Genomic DNA, 16,449 nt, shown 5'->3' with positions numbered 1-16,449 from the left:
CCCGGAGAGCCGGACGGCCACTCCAGGGAAGCCACGGTCGGCAAGAACCCATCAGCCACATCCGGCCCTCCCGGGCCACCTAACACCTTACGGAGCACCGATGAGCGAACGAACCGGACCCGCCCCCGACCGGCGCGCGGGGTGCGACGGACGCTCCTGGTGCTCCTGGTGCTCCTGGTGCTCCTGCCGCGATGGGCTCGGCGGGGTGGCCGCATGAGCACCACCGGCTCCCCCACCGACGCCCCCGTCCGGCTGCTGGTCTGCGACGACCACGCGGTGGTCCGGGCCGGCCTGCTGGCACTGCTCGCCAGCGCGGGCGACATCGCAGTGGTCGGCGAGGCCAGCACCGGGGAGGAGGCGGTCGCGCTGGCCGCCAGGCTGGCGCCGCAGGTGGTGCTGATGGACCTCCAACTCGGCGACGGCATCGACGGGGTGGAGGCCACCCGCCGGATCACCGCCACCCCGGGCGGCCCGCACGTGCTCGTGCTCACCACCTACGACACCGACGCCGACATCACCCGGGCGATCGCCGCGGGCGCCACCGGCTACCTGCTGAAGGCCGAGCGGCCGGAGGAGTTGTTCGCCGCCGTGCACGCCGCCGCCCGGGGCCGCACGGTGCTCTCGCCGCCGGTCGCCTCCCGGGTGATGGCACAGATGCGGGCGCCCGCACCGCAGCTCACCGAGCGCGAGCAGGACATCCTCGCGCAGCTGGGGCAGGGGCTGGGCAACCGGGAGATCGCCCGGGCGCTGTTCATCAGCGAGGCCACCGTGAAGACCCATCTCGGCCGGATCTACGACAAGTTGGGGGTGGACACCCGGGCCGGCGCGGTGGCCGTGGCCAAGGAGCGCCGACTGCTGCGCTGACGGGCGCTCACGTACGCCGGGCCCGGCCCGTCGGCGAACTCACTCCGCATCAGCCCGCCGGGGCACCGCCGGACGCATCCGCTGCGCTCAGCGCTCGCGTGGTGTCACTGCGTGCTGCCATGATGCTCGGAATGTCGGATTCCAGCACGGCCCACGCCCGGCCCGCCGCCCGTACCGGCGCCCGCCGCGCGCCCGCCGAAGGGCCGCCGGGCGCCCTGTCGGGCCTCAATCCGCTGGTCCGGCGCCTGGCGGGACCTTCCGGACCGACCATCACGTTTGTGGATTTTTCGTGGATCCCGCTATTGACAAACCAACCACGCGGTTTGTTAACGTGATACCAACGACGTCCCCGGGGGTGGGGGCTCGCCGGGGCCTGTGCGGACCGCTCTCGCCGGAGGGTGCTGCCAGGGGGGAACGGCGGGGCTGCCGGGGAGTCGGGGGGAGCGGCAGCGCGAAGCCGCGCGACGAGGCGGTGCGGAGCGAGTCCGGGGGGACTCGCTCCGCGCCTCCCCTGCGTGCGCGGCCCTCAGCCGCGTCCAGCGCCTTCCATTTCTTCCGGCTTTTCCGGCTTTTCCGGCTCTTCCGCAGCCGGCTAGACCATCGCGCTCCAGTACGGGCAGCACACGTTCGGCAGCGGCGCCGGGCCGCGGCCGCCGGCGCCCTGCAGTGACGGCAGCCGCTCCGAGCGGGCCACCCCGGGCGAGCTCGCGGTCAGCCCGGCCTCACCCAACTCGCCGAATGCCAGAGCCAGTTGATAACCGTCCAGGGTGGCGGCGGCAACCCCGGGACGGCTCCGGCCGGCGTTCAGCGAAGTGATCGTCCAGCCGCGCTGCCGCCAGTGCCGCTCGACCGCGTCCACCAGTGCCGCCCGCCGGACCGCCGAGACGATGGTGAGGATGTCCCGCCCCCGGGTGACGTACCAGCGCAGGTCCGGGTCCCGCCCCGGCAGCGACAGCCGTGCGCCCGCTCTGGGCGCCGCCCCCTGCCAGACCGGCGCCGGCCGGACGGCGTCCAGGGTGTCCTGAAGCAGGGTCTCGCAGCGCTCGGCGGCTTCGAGCTGATCGACCGCCGGCGCTGGGCCGGGCCACCGGGCGGGTGGCACGACCGGCGCACCGCCTCGGCTTCCACCCGGGAATCCGACGTTCAGTTCGGCACCACCTGGCTGCACTGGTCCCCTCCGCGCTCCTCCCGGTGTTCAGGCCGGGCCGGGATTCCGTCCACTGCTTGGACGGTGGGCGTGGACGGACAGTTCCGCCTCTTACCGTTCCCACACCCTCTTCCGCACCCCTCCCGCACGCCCCTCCCGCGCCCCCCGCATCCCACCCGCAGCCGCCAGGGGTCGCGCCCCGCTCACCGGCCCGGCTCGGCGCCCTGGGTGAGTTCGCGCAGGCGCTGGACCTCGGTGGTGAGTTCGTCGATGCGCCGGTTCAGGGCCTGGATGCAGACCAGGGCGATGCCGTTGGCGTCGACGACGGGGATCACGCGGGTGTTCTCGTGGTGGAAGTCGAAGGAGGCGTGCCAGTCCTGGGCCATCGGCCCGATGTGCCGCACCTGTTCGGGCTCCCACAGGTAGCGCCAGGTGCTGATGGGCAGGGCGAGGACCGTCTCCAGTACCTGATGGCCGTTGACCGCCCCGGCCGGGGCGACGGCGGCGGCGTCGGCGGTCTCGGTGTGCTCCGGGGCGGTCCGGGCCGCCTTCCCGGAGCGTCGGAACAGGCCCATGCTCAGCGGCTCCAGTCGATCGGGACGCCCATCCCACCCGAACGCCCCACCCGCCCGCGTCCGACAATCAGGACATAGGGGATCCCGCCGCCACGCTTCCCCCCATCGAGTGAAGCCCCCGCCCGGACCCGCATTCGACCGCCGCACCACCTGTCCGAGCCGCCGCACCACCTGTCCGAACCGCCGGCCGATCCGTCGAGGGCCGATCGGTACGAAGCCCAGGGGGAGTTGGCAGGAGCAACCGGCGTTGAGCCTCGGATTTCAAGGCCGGGGTCGAATGTTAACGGCGGGTTTCCGACGGGAACTATGCTCACGGTCGGAAGCACGGGGGGTCCTTGAGGTAAACGACGGGCCTTCTGTGCGCCTATGGCGGGTCAAGTCGCTTTTCGGGAGCTCTCATTGGGTCACGGTGCGTACCGACTGGGCGACGATCGCCACTCGGAGTCGTCAGGCGAACGGCCAACCCCGAGAGATCCCCTGTCCCGCCTCACCAAGGGCATCGTGGTCATGGCGGCCCTCGGGTTCTTCGCCGCCTCGGTCGTGGCCACCGTCCGAAACCGCGACGGCTTCTCGTACCAACTGGCCGCCATCACGGTCCTTTTGGTCCTGCTCGGCTTTCAGCTCCTGCACGCCGGCCCGTGGCGCCACAGACGGCCGTGGTGGCCGTGGAGCCTTCTCGCCCACGGAGTGATCACCTACCTGCCGTTCCTGGTCTTCGACGGGGCGTGGGTCGGCATCCCCGGGTCGTTCGCCGGATCGATGCTCCTGACCGTCGCCGCACCCAGGTCCTGGATCCTCTTCACCCTGCTGGTGGCGGGCCAGTACCCGATCTACGCGGCGCTGGGCGACGACGTCGGGCAGTGCCTCAACGCGAGCGTCTCCACGGCCGCGGGCGGAATCGTCGTCTACGGCGTGGCCCGACTGGCCGACCTGACCGCGGAGTTGCGGGCGGCCCGCACCGAGCTGGCGGAGCGCGCCGTGGACCAGGAGAGGCTGCGCTTCTCCCGGGACCTGCACGACCTGCTCGGCTACAGCCTCTCCGTGGCAGCACTGAAGTGCCAGATCGCCGAGCGGACCGTCCTGGAGGACCCGCGGCGCGCCCGGGCGGAGATCTCCGAGGTGCTGGCGATGGTGAGACAGGCGATGTCCGACACCCGGTGGATCTCCAGTGGCGACCTCCAGATGTCGTTGGCGCGGGAAACCCGCTTCGCCGCCTCGGCGTTGCGGGCGGCCGGCATCAGCGTGGAGGTCGACCTGGCCCACGGCGCCCTGCCGCCCGAGCACGACGCCGTACTGGCGACGGTGACGCGGGAGGCCGTCACCAACATGCTGCGGCACAGCGTGGCCCGGCGCTGCGAGATCCGGGCCGTCAGGGGCGAACTCGGCGATGTCAGCCTGGTGGTCTCCAACGACGGCGTCCTGGCGGAGGGTGTCTCGGCGGAGCCCGGCGGCGGCCAGGGCATCGACAACCTCACGGAGCGGTTGCTCGCCGTCGGGGGACGACTGACCGCGGAGGAGGGCGAGACCGGCTGGTTCCACCTCTCGGCGGTCATCGCGGCCCCGCCGACCAGGACGACGTCCAGGGCCGGCTGACCGTGCGGTCGTGGCCGCCCGACACCCGACGCCCGACACCCGGCGGCGACGGCCACGACCGCACGGCGCCCGCTACTCCCGAAGCCCCATGGCCTCGACCGGCTCCCTGCGCAGCGCCAGCCGGGTGGTCAGCAGCACGGTGCCCAGACCCAGCAGAGCTGCCCCGCCCAGCACCGCGGCCGCCCAGGCCGCGGGTACGGACGGCCAGGCCGAGCCGGTGAGCGCGAGGCTGACGGGCACCAGGACGGCGGCGGTGACCGCGGCGCCGAGGGCGAGGGCCACGCCGACCGTGATGCCCCCCTCCCAGGCCATCATGCGCAGGATCTGACGACGGGTGGTGCCCACCAGCCGCAGCAGGGCGAACTCGCGCAACCGCTCGGTCGTGGCCATCACCAGGGTGTTGACTACGGCGATGGCGGTGAACAGGCTGATCATGCCGAGGAGCAGCCGGCCGACGGCCGTGGCCGACTCCTGCCGGTGCCTGCGGGCTTCGTCGTACGCGGCCCGGTCGCTCGTACGGGCCATGGGGTAGGCGGCGGTGAGGCTTTGGAGCTCCCGGCCGACCTGCTGGGGGTCGGCGTCGGGGGCGGAGCGGACCAGGACCGTCGGCGCGAGGGGGTCCGGTGTGTGCGCGGCGGCGAACTCGGTGGGGAGGAGGGCGTCGGCGAACCCCAGGTCGCGGTCGTAGACGGCGACCACCGTGGCGGTGCTCTCGCTGCCGTCCATCCAGCCGATCCGGAGCTTGGTGCCGACGCCGGCGCCGAGTCCGGAGGCCGAGCGCTGCCCCAGCGCGACGCCGTCCCCGCGCAGTTGGGCCAGCGAGCCCGCGGTGACCCCGGGATCGAGCAGTTCGGACAGCTCGGCGGAATCGACCACCTTGGCGCTGACTCCCCGCGAGCCGGCGGTGCCGGGCGACGCGTTGGACACCATGGTCGTGGCGGGTACGACCCCGCTGACCGCTGTGACGCCGGGCAGTTGGCGGGCCGCGGCGACGAAGTCCGGGGGGAGCCCGACACCGTCGGCCTGGACCACGTGGTCGGCCCGCAGCCTTCGACCGTCCTCGGCCGCGGCGGCCTGGGCCTTGACGCCGGGGACGAACAGCACCGTGCTGGTGAAGGCCACCGCCAGCACCAGCGGGGTGACGGCGGCGGCGAAGCGGCGGGGCTGGGCACGCAGGGCCGCGGACGCGAGGAACCCCGCCACGGGGAAGAGCCTGCCCACTGGTCCACCGATCACCACACTGGCGACCCGCCCGACCACCGGTCCGAGCAGCGCCACCCCCAGGAGGAGCAGCAGGACCATGCTCTCGGCCGTGCCGGCCCCGCTCCGGCTGCCCGTGGAGGACGACAGCACCACGGCGCACACGGCGAGCGTCCCGGCCCCGAGCACCGTCCGCACCCAGCCGATCCGCGGCGCGGGCGCAGAGGACTCGCGCAGAGCCTGGGTCGGTTCGACCCGGGACGCCCGGCGCGCGGAGGCCCACACGGCGAGTTGCGCGGTGACGACGACCCCGCCGACGACGGTCAGCAGTGCGGTGGGCCCGACGTGGAGCGGGACGTCGGAGCGGACCACACCGCGGTCGACGAGTACGCCGCGGAGCAGCGAGGCGACGCCGACCCCGACCGGGCATCCGACCAGCGCGGCGCCGAGGGTCAGGACCAGCGTCTCCATCGCGATCATCCGCCGCACCTGTCCCGACGTGGCGCCCACCGCTCGCAGCAGGGCCATCTCCCGCAGGCGTTGCTGGACGGTGAGCGCGAGCGCTCCCGCCACCACGAACACCGAGATGAACAAGGACAGGATGCCGACGGTCCCGGCGAGCGAGGCCAGGCCGTCCCCGGGCCCGGGTGCGCCCGAGAACTCCCGCTCGCCCCGCTGGTCGCCGGTGCTCACCTCGGGCCCGGACCAGAGCTCCGCCCCGGTGGCCGGGAAGGCCGCGGCGAGGACCTGTTCGGCCTGCGCGGCCAGCGCCTGCGGGTCGGCCCCGTCCCGTGCCGTGATGCCGATCGCGTCCGCGCCCTTGGTGGTGCCCGCGAGCCGGGCCGCCTGGTCGGGGCTGAAGAAGAGGGCGCTCTGGCGGGCCAACTCCCTTGGGGGTGAGGCCAGTCCGGACACCGTGTAGGCGCGGGGGGCGGTGGTGGTGGCCAGCCGCACGGGGTCGCCGGGCCGGAGCCCGTCGCGTGCGGCCGTCGCCTCGTCGAGGACCACCTCGTCGGGGCCGGCCGGCGGGTGACCGGAGGTCAGGTGGAAGGGGGCGAGGACGGCGCTGGTCCAGGAGTGCCCGAGGGACGCCCCGCCCTGCGGGCCGGAGAGGACCTGCCCCGATCCGGTGATCACGGCGGCGGGGAAGGAGACCTCCGGGGCGACGGTCCCGGCGCCGGGCAGTGCGGCCAGCTTTCCGATCAGCGGATCGACGTCGGCCATCCGGGTCGAGCCGCCGATCACGACCGGGGCCGCCGCGTAGCGTTCGGTGGGGGTGCCCGCACGCAGGGCGGACTCCAGCAGGACGCCGCACGCGGCGGTCAGGACGAGGGCGAACGACAGTGCGGCGAAAGCACCCGCGAAGCCCGCCTTGCGGGCGCGCACCGTCTGCCAGGCCAGTAGGAGCATGCCGTTCAGCGCCTTCCCAGGTGGGTCATCCGGTCCGCGACCTGTTCGGGCGAGGGGTTGGCGAGCGCCTCGGCGAAGGAGCCGTCCGCCAGGAAGAACACCTGGTCCGCGTAGGAGGCGGCGACCGGGTCGTGCGTCACCATGATCACGGTCTGCCCCAGTCCGTCGACGACGTGCCGCAGCAGCCGCAGGACCTCCGTACCGGTGGTGCTGTCCAGGGCGCCCGTGGGCTCGTCCGCGAAGACGACCTCGGGTCGTGTGACCAGGGCCCGGGCGATCGCCACCCGCTGCTGCTGACCGCCCGACAGCTGGGTGGGCAGGTGCCGCACCCGGTCGGCGAGGCCGGTCCGGTCGAGGATCTCCCCCAGCCAGGCCCGGTCCGCCCGGCGCCGGGCCAGTCGCAACGGCAGCGTGACGTTCTGCTCGACCGTCAGGGAGGGCAGGAGGTTGAAGGACTGGAAGACGAAGCCGATCCGCTGCCGGCGCAGGACGGTCAGCTCGGTGTCGCCGAGCGCCCCCAGCTCCAGGCCGGCCAGCCGGACCTGCCCGGAGGTCGGGCGGTCGAGCCCGGCGGCGCAGTGCAGGAACGTGCTCTTCCCGGACCCCGAGGGCCCCATCACCGCGGTGAACCCGCCTCGGCGGAATTCCATCGACACCTCGCGCAGGGCGTGCACGGCCCCCGCTCCGCGCCCGTACACCTTGCTCACCCCGTCGAGCCGCACCGCCAGGTCCGGCTCCGAAGTGGAATGGGCCTGTTCCGGATCGCTGGAATCCGCAGTCCGAGAGAAAACGGGAATCCCCTCCTCGATGTGGCGCCCTGCCCTCATTTACCGCAAGCTTAGCCAAATCCACACCGCCCGCTTGGACGTCCGACGGCTTCCGGACAGCGGTCGAGCGGCGCCCCCGGAGGTTCCTTCCCAGGTCAACCGGCCGCCAAGCCTGCCGGCCGCCCGCCCGGGAGGGTCCGGAAGTGGACAACCCATGGACACATCCATGCGAATCGCATGGGGCATTTCATGGAGTACCTCGTAGCCAAAAGGCCACCCGGATGCCAGGATCGTACTTGTTCGAAATAACCAAACGCGAACCTCCGGAATTCGGCGAAGATAGCTCCTGTCCGGTTTTCCGGACTTCCGACGGTTCGGCCACTCATTGCTTTGGAGCACTTCGAAGAAGTCACGGGGGTAGTGATGTCCCAGCATTACGATGTGTACTGTATGGCTGATCCGACATTCTTCGACTCGCCCACCGAGTTGAAGGAGGAGGGCCTGGATTTCGCCCTGTCCGACCGGGCGGTGCCCGAGGGCTGGAGCCGGATCCGCAACGGTGACTGGGTGATATACCGCCCCGAGGGCGGCAGGCCGCTGCCCGGGCAGGGCTGGAAGATCCACACGTCCGGCCGAGCGGAGAACGCCGACAGGATTCTCGACGAGGTCTGGGACCACTGCTTCACCGAGCGCATCGCGTTCAAGCACCTGTCCGGCCGCCACATCCTGCACACCCGGAACATGAAGTACGCGCACCGGGGCTCCAGCGGCAAGCTCGTCACCATCTACCCTCGGGACGAGGCCCAGCTGAAGGCCGTGCTGGAGGCGCTCGACCTCCGCATCGGGGGCGAGACCGGGCCCTACATCCTGAGTGACCTGCGCTGGAACGCCGGCCCGCTGTACGTGCGCTACGGCGGCTTCACCGAGCGGCACATGGTCTCCGACCAGGGCCTGCTCGTCCAGGCCATCGAGGCGCCCGACGGAACGCTGGTGCCCGACCGGCGCGACCCGGCCTTCCACGTCCCGCCGTGGGTGACGCTTCCGGACTTCCTGGCTCCCCAACTGAGGGCCCGCCAGCAGGAGTCGGTCGAGGACCTGCCCTACCGGATCCAAAAGGTGCTGCACTTCTCGAACGGCGGCGGCCTCTACGTCGGCGAGGACGAACGGACCGGGCAGCAGATCGTGCTCAAGGAGGCCCGGGCCCACGCCGGTCTGACCAGCGACGGGGAGGACGCGGTCGCCCGGCTCCAACGCGAGCGGGACGTCCTCGAACGGCTCGCCGGACTGAGCGTCGTGCCCAGGGCCATCGACTACTTCGTGGTCGGCGACCACCATTTCCTGGTCGAGGAATTCCTGGACGGCCAGCCGCTCAACAAGTTCTTCGGCCAGCGCTACCCGTACAACAAGTCCAGGCCGGACGAGGCGGAAATCGCCGAGTACACGGACTGGGCCCTCGGGATCTGCCGCGCCATCGAGGAAGCGGTCGACGCGCTGCACGGGCGCGGAGTCGTCTTCGGTGACCTGCATCCGTTCAACGTCATGGTCCGGCCCGACGGCCGCGTCGCGCTGATCGACTACGAGGTCGCGGCCGGGGTGGAGGCCGAGTCCAAACCGGCGCTCGGCAACCCCGCCTACGCGGCGCCGCGCGACCGGACCGGGTTCGACATCGACCGGTACGCCTTGGGCTGCATCCGGCTCGCGATGTTCCTGCCCCTGACCGCCCTGCTCCGCCAGGACATCGGCAAGGCCAGGCACCTGGCGGAGGAGATCGCCGCCCGGTTCCCGGTGCCACCGGACTTCCTCGACGCCGCGGTGCGGGACATCCTCGGCCCGGCCCGTACCGACGCCACCGGCGCCGGCTCCGGGGGCGGCTCCCGCTCCCGCTCTGGCTCCGGTTCCGGTTCCAGCTCCGGGCCGGCCGCAGCGCCCTTGCCGACGCCGCGCCAGGCCGACTGGGCAGGCACCCGCGACTCGCTGGCGAGCGCCATCCTGGCAAGCGCCACCCCGGACCGTGACGACCGGCTCTTCCCCGGCGACATCGAGCAGTTCAAGACGGGCGGACTCAACCTCGCCCACGGCGCCGCCGGAGTGCTGTACGCGCTGGACGTGACCGGAGCCGGCCGTTTCCCGGAACACGAACAGTGGTTGCTGGACCGCGCCCTGCGGAGGGACCAGCGCGCCCGGTTGGGTTTCTACGACGGCCTGCACGGGGTGGCCCACGTCCTCGACCGTCTCGGTCATCGGACCGAGGCGTTGAAGGTGGTCGAGCTCTGCCTAGCCGAGGCCTGGGAAGGCCTGGGGGCCGACCTCCTGAGCGGTCTCTCCGGTCTCGCGCTCAACTTCGCGCACCTCGCCGACGCCACCGGGGAGTCCTCGCTGCGCGACGCCGCCTTCCGGGCCGCCGACCTGGTGTCGGGACAGCTCGGCGGAGCGGACGACGTGCCCGTGACCAGCGGCGGACGCCATCCGCATGCGGGGCTGATGCGCGGCTCCGCCGGACCCGCCCTGATGTTCATCCGACTGTACGAACAGACCCGCGACGAGGCCTTCCTGGACCTGGCCGCCACCGCACTGAGGCAGGACCTGCGCCGCTGCCTGGTCCGCGGGGACGGCGCCCTGCACGTCAACGAGGGGTGGCGCTCGATGCCCTACCTCGCGACCGGCAGCGCGGGCCTCGCGATGGTTCTGGAGCTCTACCTGGCGCACCGCGAGGACGAGCAGTTCCGCACCGCCACCGCCGGTGTCCGGATCTCCTCGCAGTCCGAGCACTACGTCCTGTCCGGCCTCTTCAACGGCAGGGCCGGCATCCTGCAGCACCTCGCCTCGACGTCACGGCACCCGCGGCCGGCGGACGACCCCGACGTGGCCGTGCAGATCAAGGCCCTCTCCTGGCACGCCCTCTCCTACCAGGGCCACCTCGCCTACCCCGGCGAGCAGCTGCTCCGGCTGTCGATGGACCTCGCCACCGGCTCCGCGGGGGTGCTGCTCGCCCTCGGCTCGGCCCTGGGCGAAGGCCCGGTCCACCTGCCGTTCCTCGGCCGCACCGGCTCCGCCTGAACCGGCCCGGACCGCCTGAACCGGTACAGAGGCCCGGACCGCCTGAACCGGTACAGAGGTCCGGGCCGCCTGAACCGGTACGGACCGCCGGCCGCAGCAGCCCTCCCGGCCGGGCGACGCCCTCCACCGGGCCGCGCGACCGCCGCCACCCCACAGACCCCCCTTCCGACCCCGGAAGGGTGCCCACAAGGGCAAGACCGCATCCACCTGAAAGGAACGACCATGGCACTGCTCGACCTGCAGACGATGGAACTCCCCGCCGAGGCGGAGGAGATGACCCCGATGGGCAGCGGCCAGAGCAACGACTGCTCGAACTCCAGCTGGCTGTTCTGCAACTGACGCCGACCGGTTCGGTTCGGTCGCAGCACCCGGCACAGCACTGACCACCGTACGACCACCCGCACGACAACCCGAAAGGAACGACCATGGCACTGCTCGACCTGCAGACGATGGAACTCCCCGCCGAGGCGGAGGAGATGACCCCGATGGGCAGCGGTCAGAGCAACGACTGCTCGAACTCCAGCTGGCTGTTCTGTAACTGACGCCGACTCACCCATTAGTCGGTGAGGCCACCCGGTCCTGGGCAAGCACCTGCCCAGGACCGGGTGGCCTGCGCCTCGCGTCCTCCGCACGGTCGACGCACGGCCGAAGATTCAGCAGTCCACCGCGACGACCTGGACGGGCAGAGCGATGACCGACTCCCTGGAAACGGGCGACCATGCCGGCCCCCGGCTCGGCCGTGCCGCTGACCGGCTGCTGCTGCGCACGGTGCGGCAGGCCGGCGGCTGGGCCGTCCTCCTGGTGCTCTCGGCGCTCGGGAGCGTGGTGGCCCAGGTGCTCCTCCCCGCCCTGGTCGGCGCCGCGGTGGACAGCGCGATGGCCGGCCGCACCGCGGACGGGCGGATCACCACCTGCTCCTTCGCGATCGCCCTGTTCATCGTCTGCGAGGTGCTGGCCGACCTCGCGGCGGGCCGGAGCTCCGCCACCGCCACGGCCTGGCTGCGCCGCGCCCAACTCGCCCATCTGCTGACCCTGGGCGGGCGGGCCACCGCCCGTTTCAGCCCCGGTGACCTCACCACCCGACTGATCGGCGGCGCCGCGGACGCGGGCGCCGCGGGGGAGGCCGCCGTGTGGGCGGCACTGTCCGCCATCCCGACGCTCACCAGCGTCGTCGCGCTCTGGCTTATCGACCCGCGGCTGGCCGCGACCTTCCTCCTCGGCATGCCCGCACTGTTCCTCTTCCTGCGGTCGTACGCCCAGGACATGTCGGCCCTGATCGCCCGCTACCAGCGGGTCCAAGGGGCCATCGCCGCGGGCTTCGTCGAGGCCTTGGGCGGAATGCGGACCATCGCCGCGGCGGGGACCGCGGACCGGGAGGCGGAACGGGTCCTGCGCCCGCTCCCCGAACTGAGCAGCCTCGGACACGGGTTCTGGCGGGCACAGACCAAGGTGGCGGCACAAAGCGCGCTCCTGGTGCCGCTGTTGGAGGTCGCCGTGCTCTCGGTCGCCGGGTTCGGCCTGGCGGCGGGCCGCGTCACGCCCGGCGAGATGCTGGCCGCCGCCCGCTACGCCGCCCTGGGCGCGGGAGTCGGCATGACCGCGATGCTCCTCGGCAGGATCGCCCGGGCCAGGGCCGCCGCCGGACGGATCGAGGAGGTCCTGGCAGAGCCCGCCATGGCGTACGGGACCAGGGAGCTGCCGGCCGGCGCCGGGCGTCTGGAACTCCGCGACGTCACCGTGCGGGTCGCGCAGGAGACACTGTTCGAAGGCGTCAACCTGACGGTGTCCGGCGGGACTTCACTCGCCCTGGTGGGCCGCTCCGGCGCGGGCAAGTCCGTACTCGCCTCCGTCGCCGGACGGTTGACGGACCCACAGGGCGGCACGGTGCTGCTGGACGGGGTGCCGCTGCCGGATCTGTCGCACGACGGGCTCCGCGGCGCGATCGCGTACGCCTTCGAACGCCCGGCCCTGTTGGGCGGGACCGTCGGGGAGGCCATCACGCTCGGCGACGCGGCGGAGGCGGACCGGCCGCGAATCGCCCGGGCCGCCGCGGCCGCCTGCATCGACGCGTTCGTCCAGCGGCTGCCGGAGGGCTACCGCACCGACGTCCGGAGGGTGCCGATGTCCGGGGGCGAGATCCAACGGATCGGCCTGGCCCGGGCATTCGCACACCGGGGCAAGGTCCTGATCCTCGACGACGCGACCTCCAGCCTCGACACCGTCACCGAGTTCCGGATCAGTGCCGCCCTCACCACCGAGTCGGGCAGCCGTACCCGCCTGATCGTGGCCCACCGGGCCTCCACCGCTGCCCGCTGCGATCTGGTGGCGTGGCTGGACGACGGCGGCATCCGGCAGGTCGGCCCGCACAGCGAGCTCTGGGGCCTGCCCGAGTACCGGGCCGTGTTCCAACCCGAGCCGTCGCCCGGCGGGGGCGGCTCGGAACACACCCCGGAGCGTCCCCGACAGGCCGAGGTGACCGCATGAGCGGCGTGAGCGGCATAAACGGTGTGAGCGGCGTGAGCGGGCCGCCGGCCGGCCGACCCGTCCCGCTGCGGACCGCGCTGATCGCCCCGCTTCGCCGTCAGCCCCGCGTGGTCGGGCAACTGGCGCTGTGGTCGATGGTGGAGGCGGTGCCCGGGTTCGCCGCCGGCCGGCTGGTGGCGGCCTCGGTCGACTCCGGCTTCGGCGCCGGCCGGCCGATGGCCGGGATGGCCTACCTGGCACTGCTCGGGGCCGCGGTCTTCCTCGGCGCATGGGCGACCCGCCAGGTGTACCCGCGGTTGGCGGCCCTGGTGGAACCCCTCCGGGACGAGCTGGTGCGGCGGGTGGTGACCGGCGGGCTGCACGCGGTCGAAGCGCTTCCGGGGCGTCCCGACACCTCGGGCGTTGCCAGGCTGACGCACCAGGTGGAAATCGTCCGCGAGGCGTACGCCGGGATCACCATGGTCGTCCGCAGGTTCGTCTTCACGGTGGGCGGCGCACTGCTGGGCATGTGCTTCCTGGAGCCCGTGGTCCTGGCCGTGGTCCTGCCGCCGCTGGTCGCCGCAGCAGGCCTGCTGGCGCTGATGCTCCGCCGGACGACCGACGGCCAGCGCGAACTGCTCCTCGCGGACGAGCACCTCGCCGCGATGGCCGGCACCGTCATCGCCGGACTGCGCGACGTGACCGCCGCCGGCGCCGAACGGTGGACGGGCGACCGGCTGGAGGCGGCCGTCCAGCGACAGGCCGACGCAGCACAGCGGATCGCCCGGCTGACGGCGAACCGGACCATGGTGCTGGCCGTCGGCGGCTGGCTACCGCTGGTCCTCCTGCTGTCCAGCGCATCCTGGCTGACCGGGCAGGGGGTGACGGCCGGGGCCCTCCTCGGCTCGGTCACCTACATCATGCAGGGACTCCAACCCGCGCTGCAGACCCTCGTCCAGGGCCTGGGCGGGAGCGGTGTCCGACTGGCCGTCACCCTGCGCCGCATCCTGGAATCCACTCCGGCCGTGCAGGCCCCGGCCGCCGGGGCCGTGGAAGGCCCCCACCAACCGGCGGACGCGCACGGCGGAACCGGCCTCGGGCGCGGCGTGGAGCTGAACCAGGTCACCTTCGCCTACGGCCCCGGTGCCGAACCGGTGGTGCGCGACCTCGACCTCGTCATCGAAGCCGGGGACCACCTGGTCGTGGTCGGCCCCAGCGGGATCGGGAAGTCGACCTTCGCCGGCCTGATCGCCGGCCTCCTCCGGCCCACGAGCGGCGAGGTGCGGTTCGACGGACGCCCGCTGCCCGACCTCGCAGCCGCACTGGTCCACCGCCGCGTCCTGATCCCGCAGGAGGCCTACGTCTTCTCCGGGACCCTGGCCGAGAACCTGACCTACCTCAACCCCACCGCGAGCTCGGACGAGTGGGAGGAGGCCGTGGCCGCCATCGGTCTGGAACGGCTGGTCGAACGGCTCGGCGGCTACCGGACCGCCGTCTCGGCGGAGGCGCTTTCGGCCGGTGAGCGCCAGCAGATCGCCCTGGCCCGCGCCTACCTGTCGCCTGCCGAACTCGTCATCCTGGACGAGGCGACGTGCCATCTCGACCCGGTCTCGGAGGCTCGGGCAGAGGAGGCGTTCGTCCGGCGCCCGGGAACCCTGGTGATCATCGCCCACCGGATGAGTTCGGCTCTGCGGGCCCGTCGAGTCCTCGTGATGGACGGGACGGACGCCACCGTGGGAAGCCACGAGGAACTGCTGACGCGCTCAGGGCTCTACCGTGACCTGGCCGGCCACTGGCAGCGACCCGCCGGCGCCGGGGCCCTATGAGGGGCGAGGACCGGCGGACAGCCATCCCATCTCCTCGGCGATCCGAATGGCATCCACCCGGCTGCGTCCCCCCGCCTTGGTCACCGCGGCGGCCAGGTGGTTGCGGGCGGTTCCCGCCGAAATGAACAGCCGGGCGGCGATCTCCGAGACGGAGGCACCTTCCGCGGCCAGGCGCAGGGTGTCGAGCTCCCTGGGCGTCAGCGGGTTCTCACGCGCCCCCAGGGCGGCGAGGGCCAGCTCCGGGTCGATGGCGCGCTCGCCGGCCGCCACCTTCCTGATCGCCGCAGCCAGTTCCTGTGCCGGGGCGTCCTTGCCGAGGAACCCGAGCACGTGAACGGACATCGCACTGCGCAGATGCGCGGGTCTCGCCAGCCCGGTCAGGATGAGCGTCCCGCACGTCGGGAGCTTCTCGTGCAACTCGGCCGCGGCCCGGAGCCCGTCCAGACCGGGCATGTCGATGTCGAGCACCGCCACGTCCGGCCGGACCCGCAGAGCCGTCGGCACCACCAGGTCACCACGCTCGACGTCCGCGACGACCTCCAGGTCGTCCTCGTACGCGAGGAGTGCCATCAGCGCGCTGCGCACCATGGTCATGTCCTCGGCTAACAGAACCCTGATCATCTGCGTCCTCCCCTGCCAGGCAACCGCTACCCGCGCGGCTCCATGAGACAACAGGGCTGCGGGCAGCCCGTATCCGATTGATCCACCATGCGTTACCGCGCGCGACGGAAACAACAGTGCGAAACCGATCGAACTACGGCCGACCCTCCACGAACACGGATCCGGCACAACGGACCCGAAGTGGTCCAGACAACAGAAAGAGCCGCAGGTCAGATGACCTGCGGCTCTACTGCTGGAGCGGGCGACGAGAATCGAACTCGCGCTCTAAGCTTGGGAATCTCGGTCAACTACCATCCCGAAATGTGGCCTGACCTGCGCTTATGCACCCGAGCAATCCTCTGGCTGACACTCTCAGGCGCCCTGTGGTGACCGTGATTTACCGGTAGATGCCGTCCAGTGGGGCACGCTTGGGACACGGTGCTACCTGCAGTAGACGAGGTCGGCGCACTCGCCGCACTGAAACACGTTCCGCCCGTTGGCCGGCTGATGCGGCCCCTCAGCGCCACAGCCCGTGCAACGCTTCTCGTGGAGCCACGGAACACCATTCTTGTCAGGCCTGACGACGCCGTTTCCAGACATCAACTCCCCTTCCGATGGCTGCCCATCCTCGCATCAACGCCCCCCAAAAAGGCGGATGTTGACCCGCGACACGGCGGGCACGACGCAATCGCCCCCGGCGCACCTCGGTCTGAGCGGGTGGTCCCCTCCTCGATCGGGCAGCTTCGCCGCACCCGGGTTCTCCAGGGGCCGCCAAGGCTCACCCGGTGACGCTTGCGCTTGGCCTTGGCGGCCCCTGGGGGTTCCGGGTACGCCCTTGGGTGACCGGTCGAGGAGGGGGCCTCCCGCGACCCGCCCACGATCACCCTCTCGAAGCCGCACCCGTGCGCCTGCCCCCGGTCCCCTCCGAGGAGGGCCCGGCGGAGCCT

12 protein-coding genes are annotated in these 16,449 nt (G+C 72.3%); 7 read left to right on the top strand and 5 right to left on the bottom strand.

The window, feature by feature from the left end; all coding sequences use genetic code 11:
- The first annotated feature begins 213 nt into the window (after nucleotides 1–213).
- Nucleotides 214–864, top strand: a complete 651-nt coding sequence (locus tag ACFWPI_RS10050) for a response regulator transcription factor (protein WP_063348555.1) — start codon at nucleotides 214–216, stop codon at nucleotides 862–864.
- Between the two features lie 592 nt (nucleotides 865–1,456).
- On the opposite strand, the gene ACFWPI_RS10045 is transcribed toward ACFWPI_RS10050, so the two are convergent.
- Both ACFWPI_RS10045 and ACFWPI_RS10040 read right to left on the bottom strand, forming a co-directional pair.
- A complete protein-coding gene (locus ACFWPI_RS10045) occupies nucleotides 1,457–1,966 on the bottom strand; it encodes a hypothetical protein (protein WP_380369927.1) in 510 nt (169 codons plus the stop codon).
- Nucleotides 1,967–2,214: 248 nt separating this feature from the next.
- Nucleotides 2,215–2,586 (bottom strand): tail fiber domain-containing protein, encoded by a 372-nt coding sequence (locus ACFWPI_RS10040; protein WP_380369924.1) that lies wholly within the window; start codon nucleotides 2,584–2,586, stop codon nucleotides 2,215–2,217.
- Nucleotides 2,587–3,093: 507 nt separating this feature from the next.
- Between ACFWPI_RS10040 and ACFWPI_RS10035 the strand changes: the two genes are divergently transcribed.
- Nucleotides 3,094–4,179, top strand: a complete 1,086-nt coding sequence (locus ACFWPI_RS10035; RefSeq protein WP_380369921.1) for a sensor histidine kinase — start codon at nucleotides 3,094–3,096, stop codon at nucleotides 4,177–4,179.
- 72 nt (nucleotides 4,180–4,251) lie between these two features.
- On the opposite strand, the gene ACFWPI_RS10030 is transcribed toward ACFWPI_RS10035, so the two are convergent.
- Nucleotides 4,252–6,789 carry an ABC transporter permease gene (locus tag ACFWPI_RS10030; protein WP_380369918.1) on the bottom strand — a complete coding sequence of 846 codons (2,538 nt, stop codon included), beginning with the start codon at nucleotides 6,787–6,789 and terminating at the stop codon, nucleotides 4,252–4,254.
- Between the two features lie 5 nt (nucleotides 6,790–6,794).
- Nucleotides 6,795–7,616 carry an ABC transporter ATP-binding protein gene (locus ACFWPI_RS10025; RefSeq protein ID WP_079135747.1) on the bottom strand — a complete coding sequence of 274 codons (822 nt, stop codon included), beginning with the start codon at nucleotides 7,614–7,616 and terminating at the stop codon, nucleotides 6,795–6,797.
- Nucleotides 7,617–7,979: 363 nt separating this feature from the next.
- Here ACFWPI_RS10025 and lanKC point away from each other — a divergent pair, with 363 nt between their 5' ends.
- The 5 genes from lanKC (at nucleotide 7,980) to ACFWPI_RS10000 (ending at nucleotide 14,902) form a co-directional block, all read left to right on the top strand.
- Nucleotides 7,980–10,613, top strand: a complete 2,634-nt coding sequence (gene lanKC, locus ACFWPI_RS10020) for a class III lanthionine synthetase LanKC (RefSeq protein ID WP_380369914.1) — start codon at nucleotides 7,980–7,982, stop codon at nucleotides 10,611–10,613.
- Between the two features lie 222 nt (nucleotides 10,614–10,835).
- Nucleotides 10,836–10,952, top strand: a complete 117-nt coding sequence (locus ACFWPI_RS10015) for a SapB/AmfS family lanthipeptide (RefSeq protein WP_363368353.1) — start codon at nucleotides 10,836–10,838, stop codon at nucleotides 10,950–10,952.
- Nucleotides 10,953–11,038: 86 nt separating this feature from the next.
- On the top strand, nucleotides 11,039–11,155 hold the full coding sequence (locus ACFWPI_RS10010; RefSeq protein WP_363368353.1) for a SapB/AmfS family lanthipeptide: 117 nt from the start codon (nucleotides 11,039–11,041) through the stop codon (nucleotides 11,153–11,155).
- Between the two features lie 148 nt (nucleotides 11,156–11,303).
- Nucleotides 11,304–13,097 carry an ABC transporter ATP-binding protein gene (locus ACFWPI_RS10005; RefSeq protein WP_380369910.1) on the top strand — a complete coding sequence of 598 codons (1,794 nt, stop codon included), beginning with the start codon at nucleotides 11,304–11,306 and terminating at the stop codon, nucleotides 13,095–13,097.
- The gene (locus ACFWPI_RS10000; RefSeq protein WP_380369907.1) at nucleotides 13,094–14,902 is read left to right on the top strand and encodes an ABC transporter ATP-binding protein; all 1,809 of its coding nucleotides are present in this window, start codon (nucleotides 13,094–13,096) and stop codon (nucleotides 14,900–14,902) included. The genes ACFWPI_RS10005 and ACFWPI_RS10000 overlap by 4 nt, the downstream gene beginning before the upstream one ends.
- Here ACFWPI_RS10000 and ACFWPI_RS09995 read toward each other — a convergent pair.
- Nucleotides 14,897–15,523, bottom strand: a complete 627-nt coding sequence (locus ACFWPI_RS09995) for a response regulator transcription factor (RefSeq protein WP_363368347.1) — start codon at nucleotides 15,521–15,523, stop codon at nucleotides 14,897–14,899. The genes ACFWPI_RS10000 and ACFWPI_RS09995 overlap by 6 nt on opposite strands.
- Between the last annotated feature and the right edge of the window lie 926 nt (nucleotides 15,524–16,449).

Origin of the sequence: Kitasatospora sp. NPDC058492, from assembly GCF_042720685.1 — a bacterium.
Classification (GTDB): Bacteria; Actinomycetota; Actinomycetes; order Streptomycetales; family Streptomycetaceae; genus Kitasatospora.
This window is presented reverse-complemented; position numbering and strand designations above follow the sequence as displayed.

What these genes read in the sequence shown, in the direction of transcription:
- ACFWPI_RS10050 (WP_063348555.1), top strand. Translation starts at nt 214, where the DNA reads ATGAGCACCACCGGCTCCCCCACCGACGCCCCCGTCCGGCTGCTGGTC.
- ACFWPI_RS10040 (WP_380369924.1), bottom strand. Translation starts at nt 2,586, where the DNA reads ATGGGCCTGTTCCGACGCTCCGGGAAGGCGGCCCGGACCGCCCCGGAG.
- ACFWPI_RS10035 (WP_380369921.1), top strand. Translation starts at nt 3,094, where the DNA reads ATGGCGGCCCTCGGGTTCTTCGCCGCCTCGGTCGTGGCCACCGTCCGA.
- ACFWPI_RS10030 (WP_380369918.1), bottom strand. Translation starts at nt 6,789, where the DNA reads ATGCTCCTACTGGCCTGGCAGACGGTGCGCGCCCGCAAGGCGGGCTTC.
- ACFWPI_RS10025 (WP_079135747.1), bottom strand. Translation starts at nt 7,616, where the DNA reads ATGAGGGCAGGGCGCCACATCGAGGAGGGGATTCCCGTTTTCTCTCGG.
- lanKC (WP_380369914.1), top strand. Translation starts at nt 7,980, where the DNA reads ATGTCCCAGCATTACGATGTGTACTGTATGGCTGATCCGACATTCTTC.
- ACFWPI_RS10015 (WP_363368353.1), top strand. Translation starts at nt 10,836, where the DNA reads ATGGCACTGCTCGACCTGCAGACGATGGAACTCCCCGCCGAGGCGGAG.
- ACFWPI_RS10010 (WP_363368353.1), top strand. Translation starts at nt 11,039, where the DNA reads ATGGCACTGCTCGACCTGCAGACGATGGAACTCCCCGCCGAGGCGGAG.
- ACFWPI_RS10005 (WP_380369910.1), top strand. Translation starts at nt 11,304, where the DNA reads ATGACCGACTCCCTGGAAACGGGCGACCATGCCGGCCCCCGGCTCGGC.
- ACFWPI_RS10000 (WP_380369907.1), top strand. Translation starts at nt 13,094, where the DNA reads ATGAGCGGCGTGAGCGGCATAAACGGTGTGAGCGGCGTGAGCGGGCCG.
- ACFWPI_RS09995 (WP_363368347.1), bottom strand. Translation starts at nt 15,523, where the DNA reads ATGATCAGGGTTCTGTTAGCCGAGGACATGACCATGGTGCGCAGCGCG.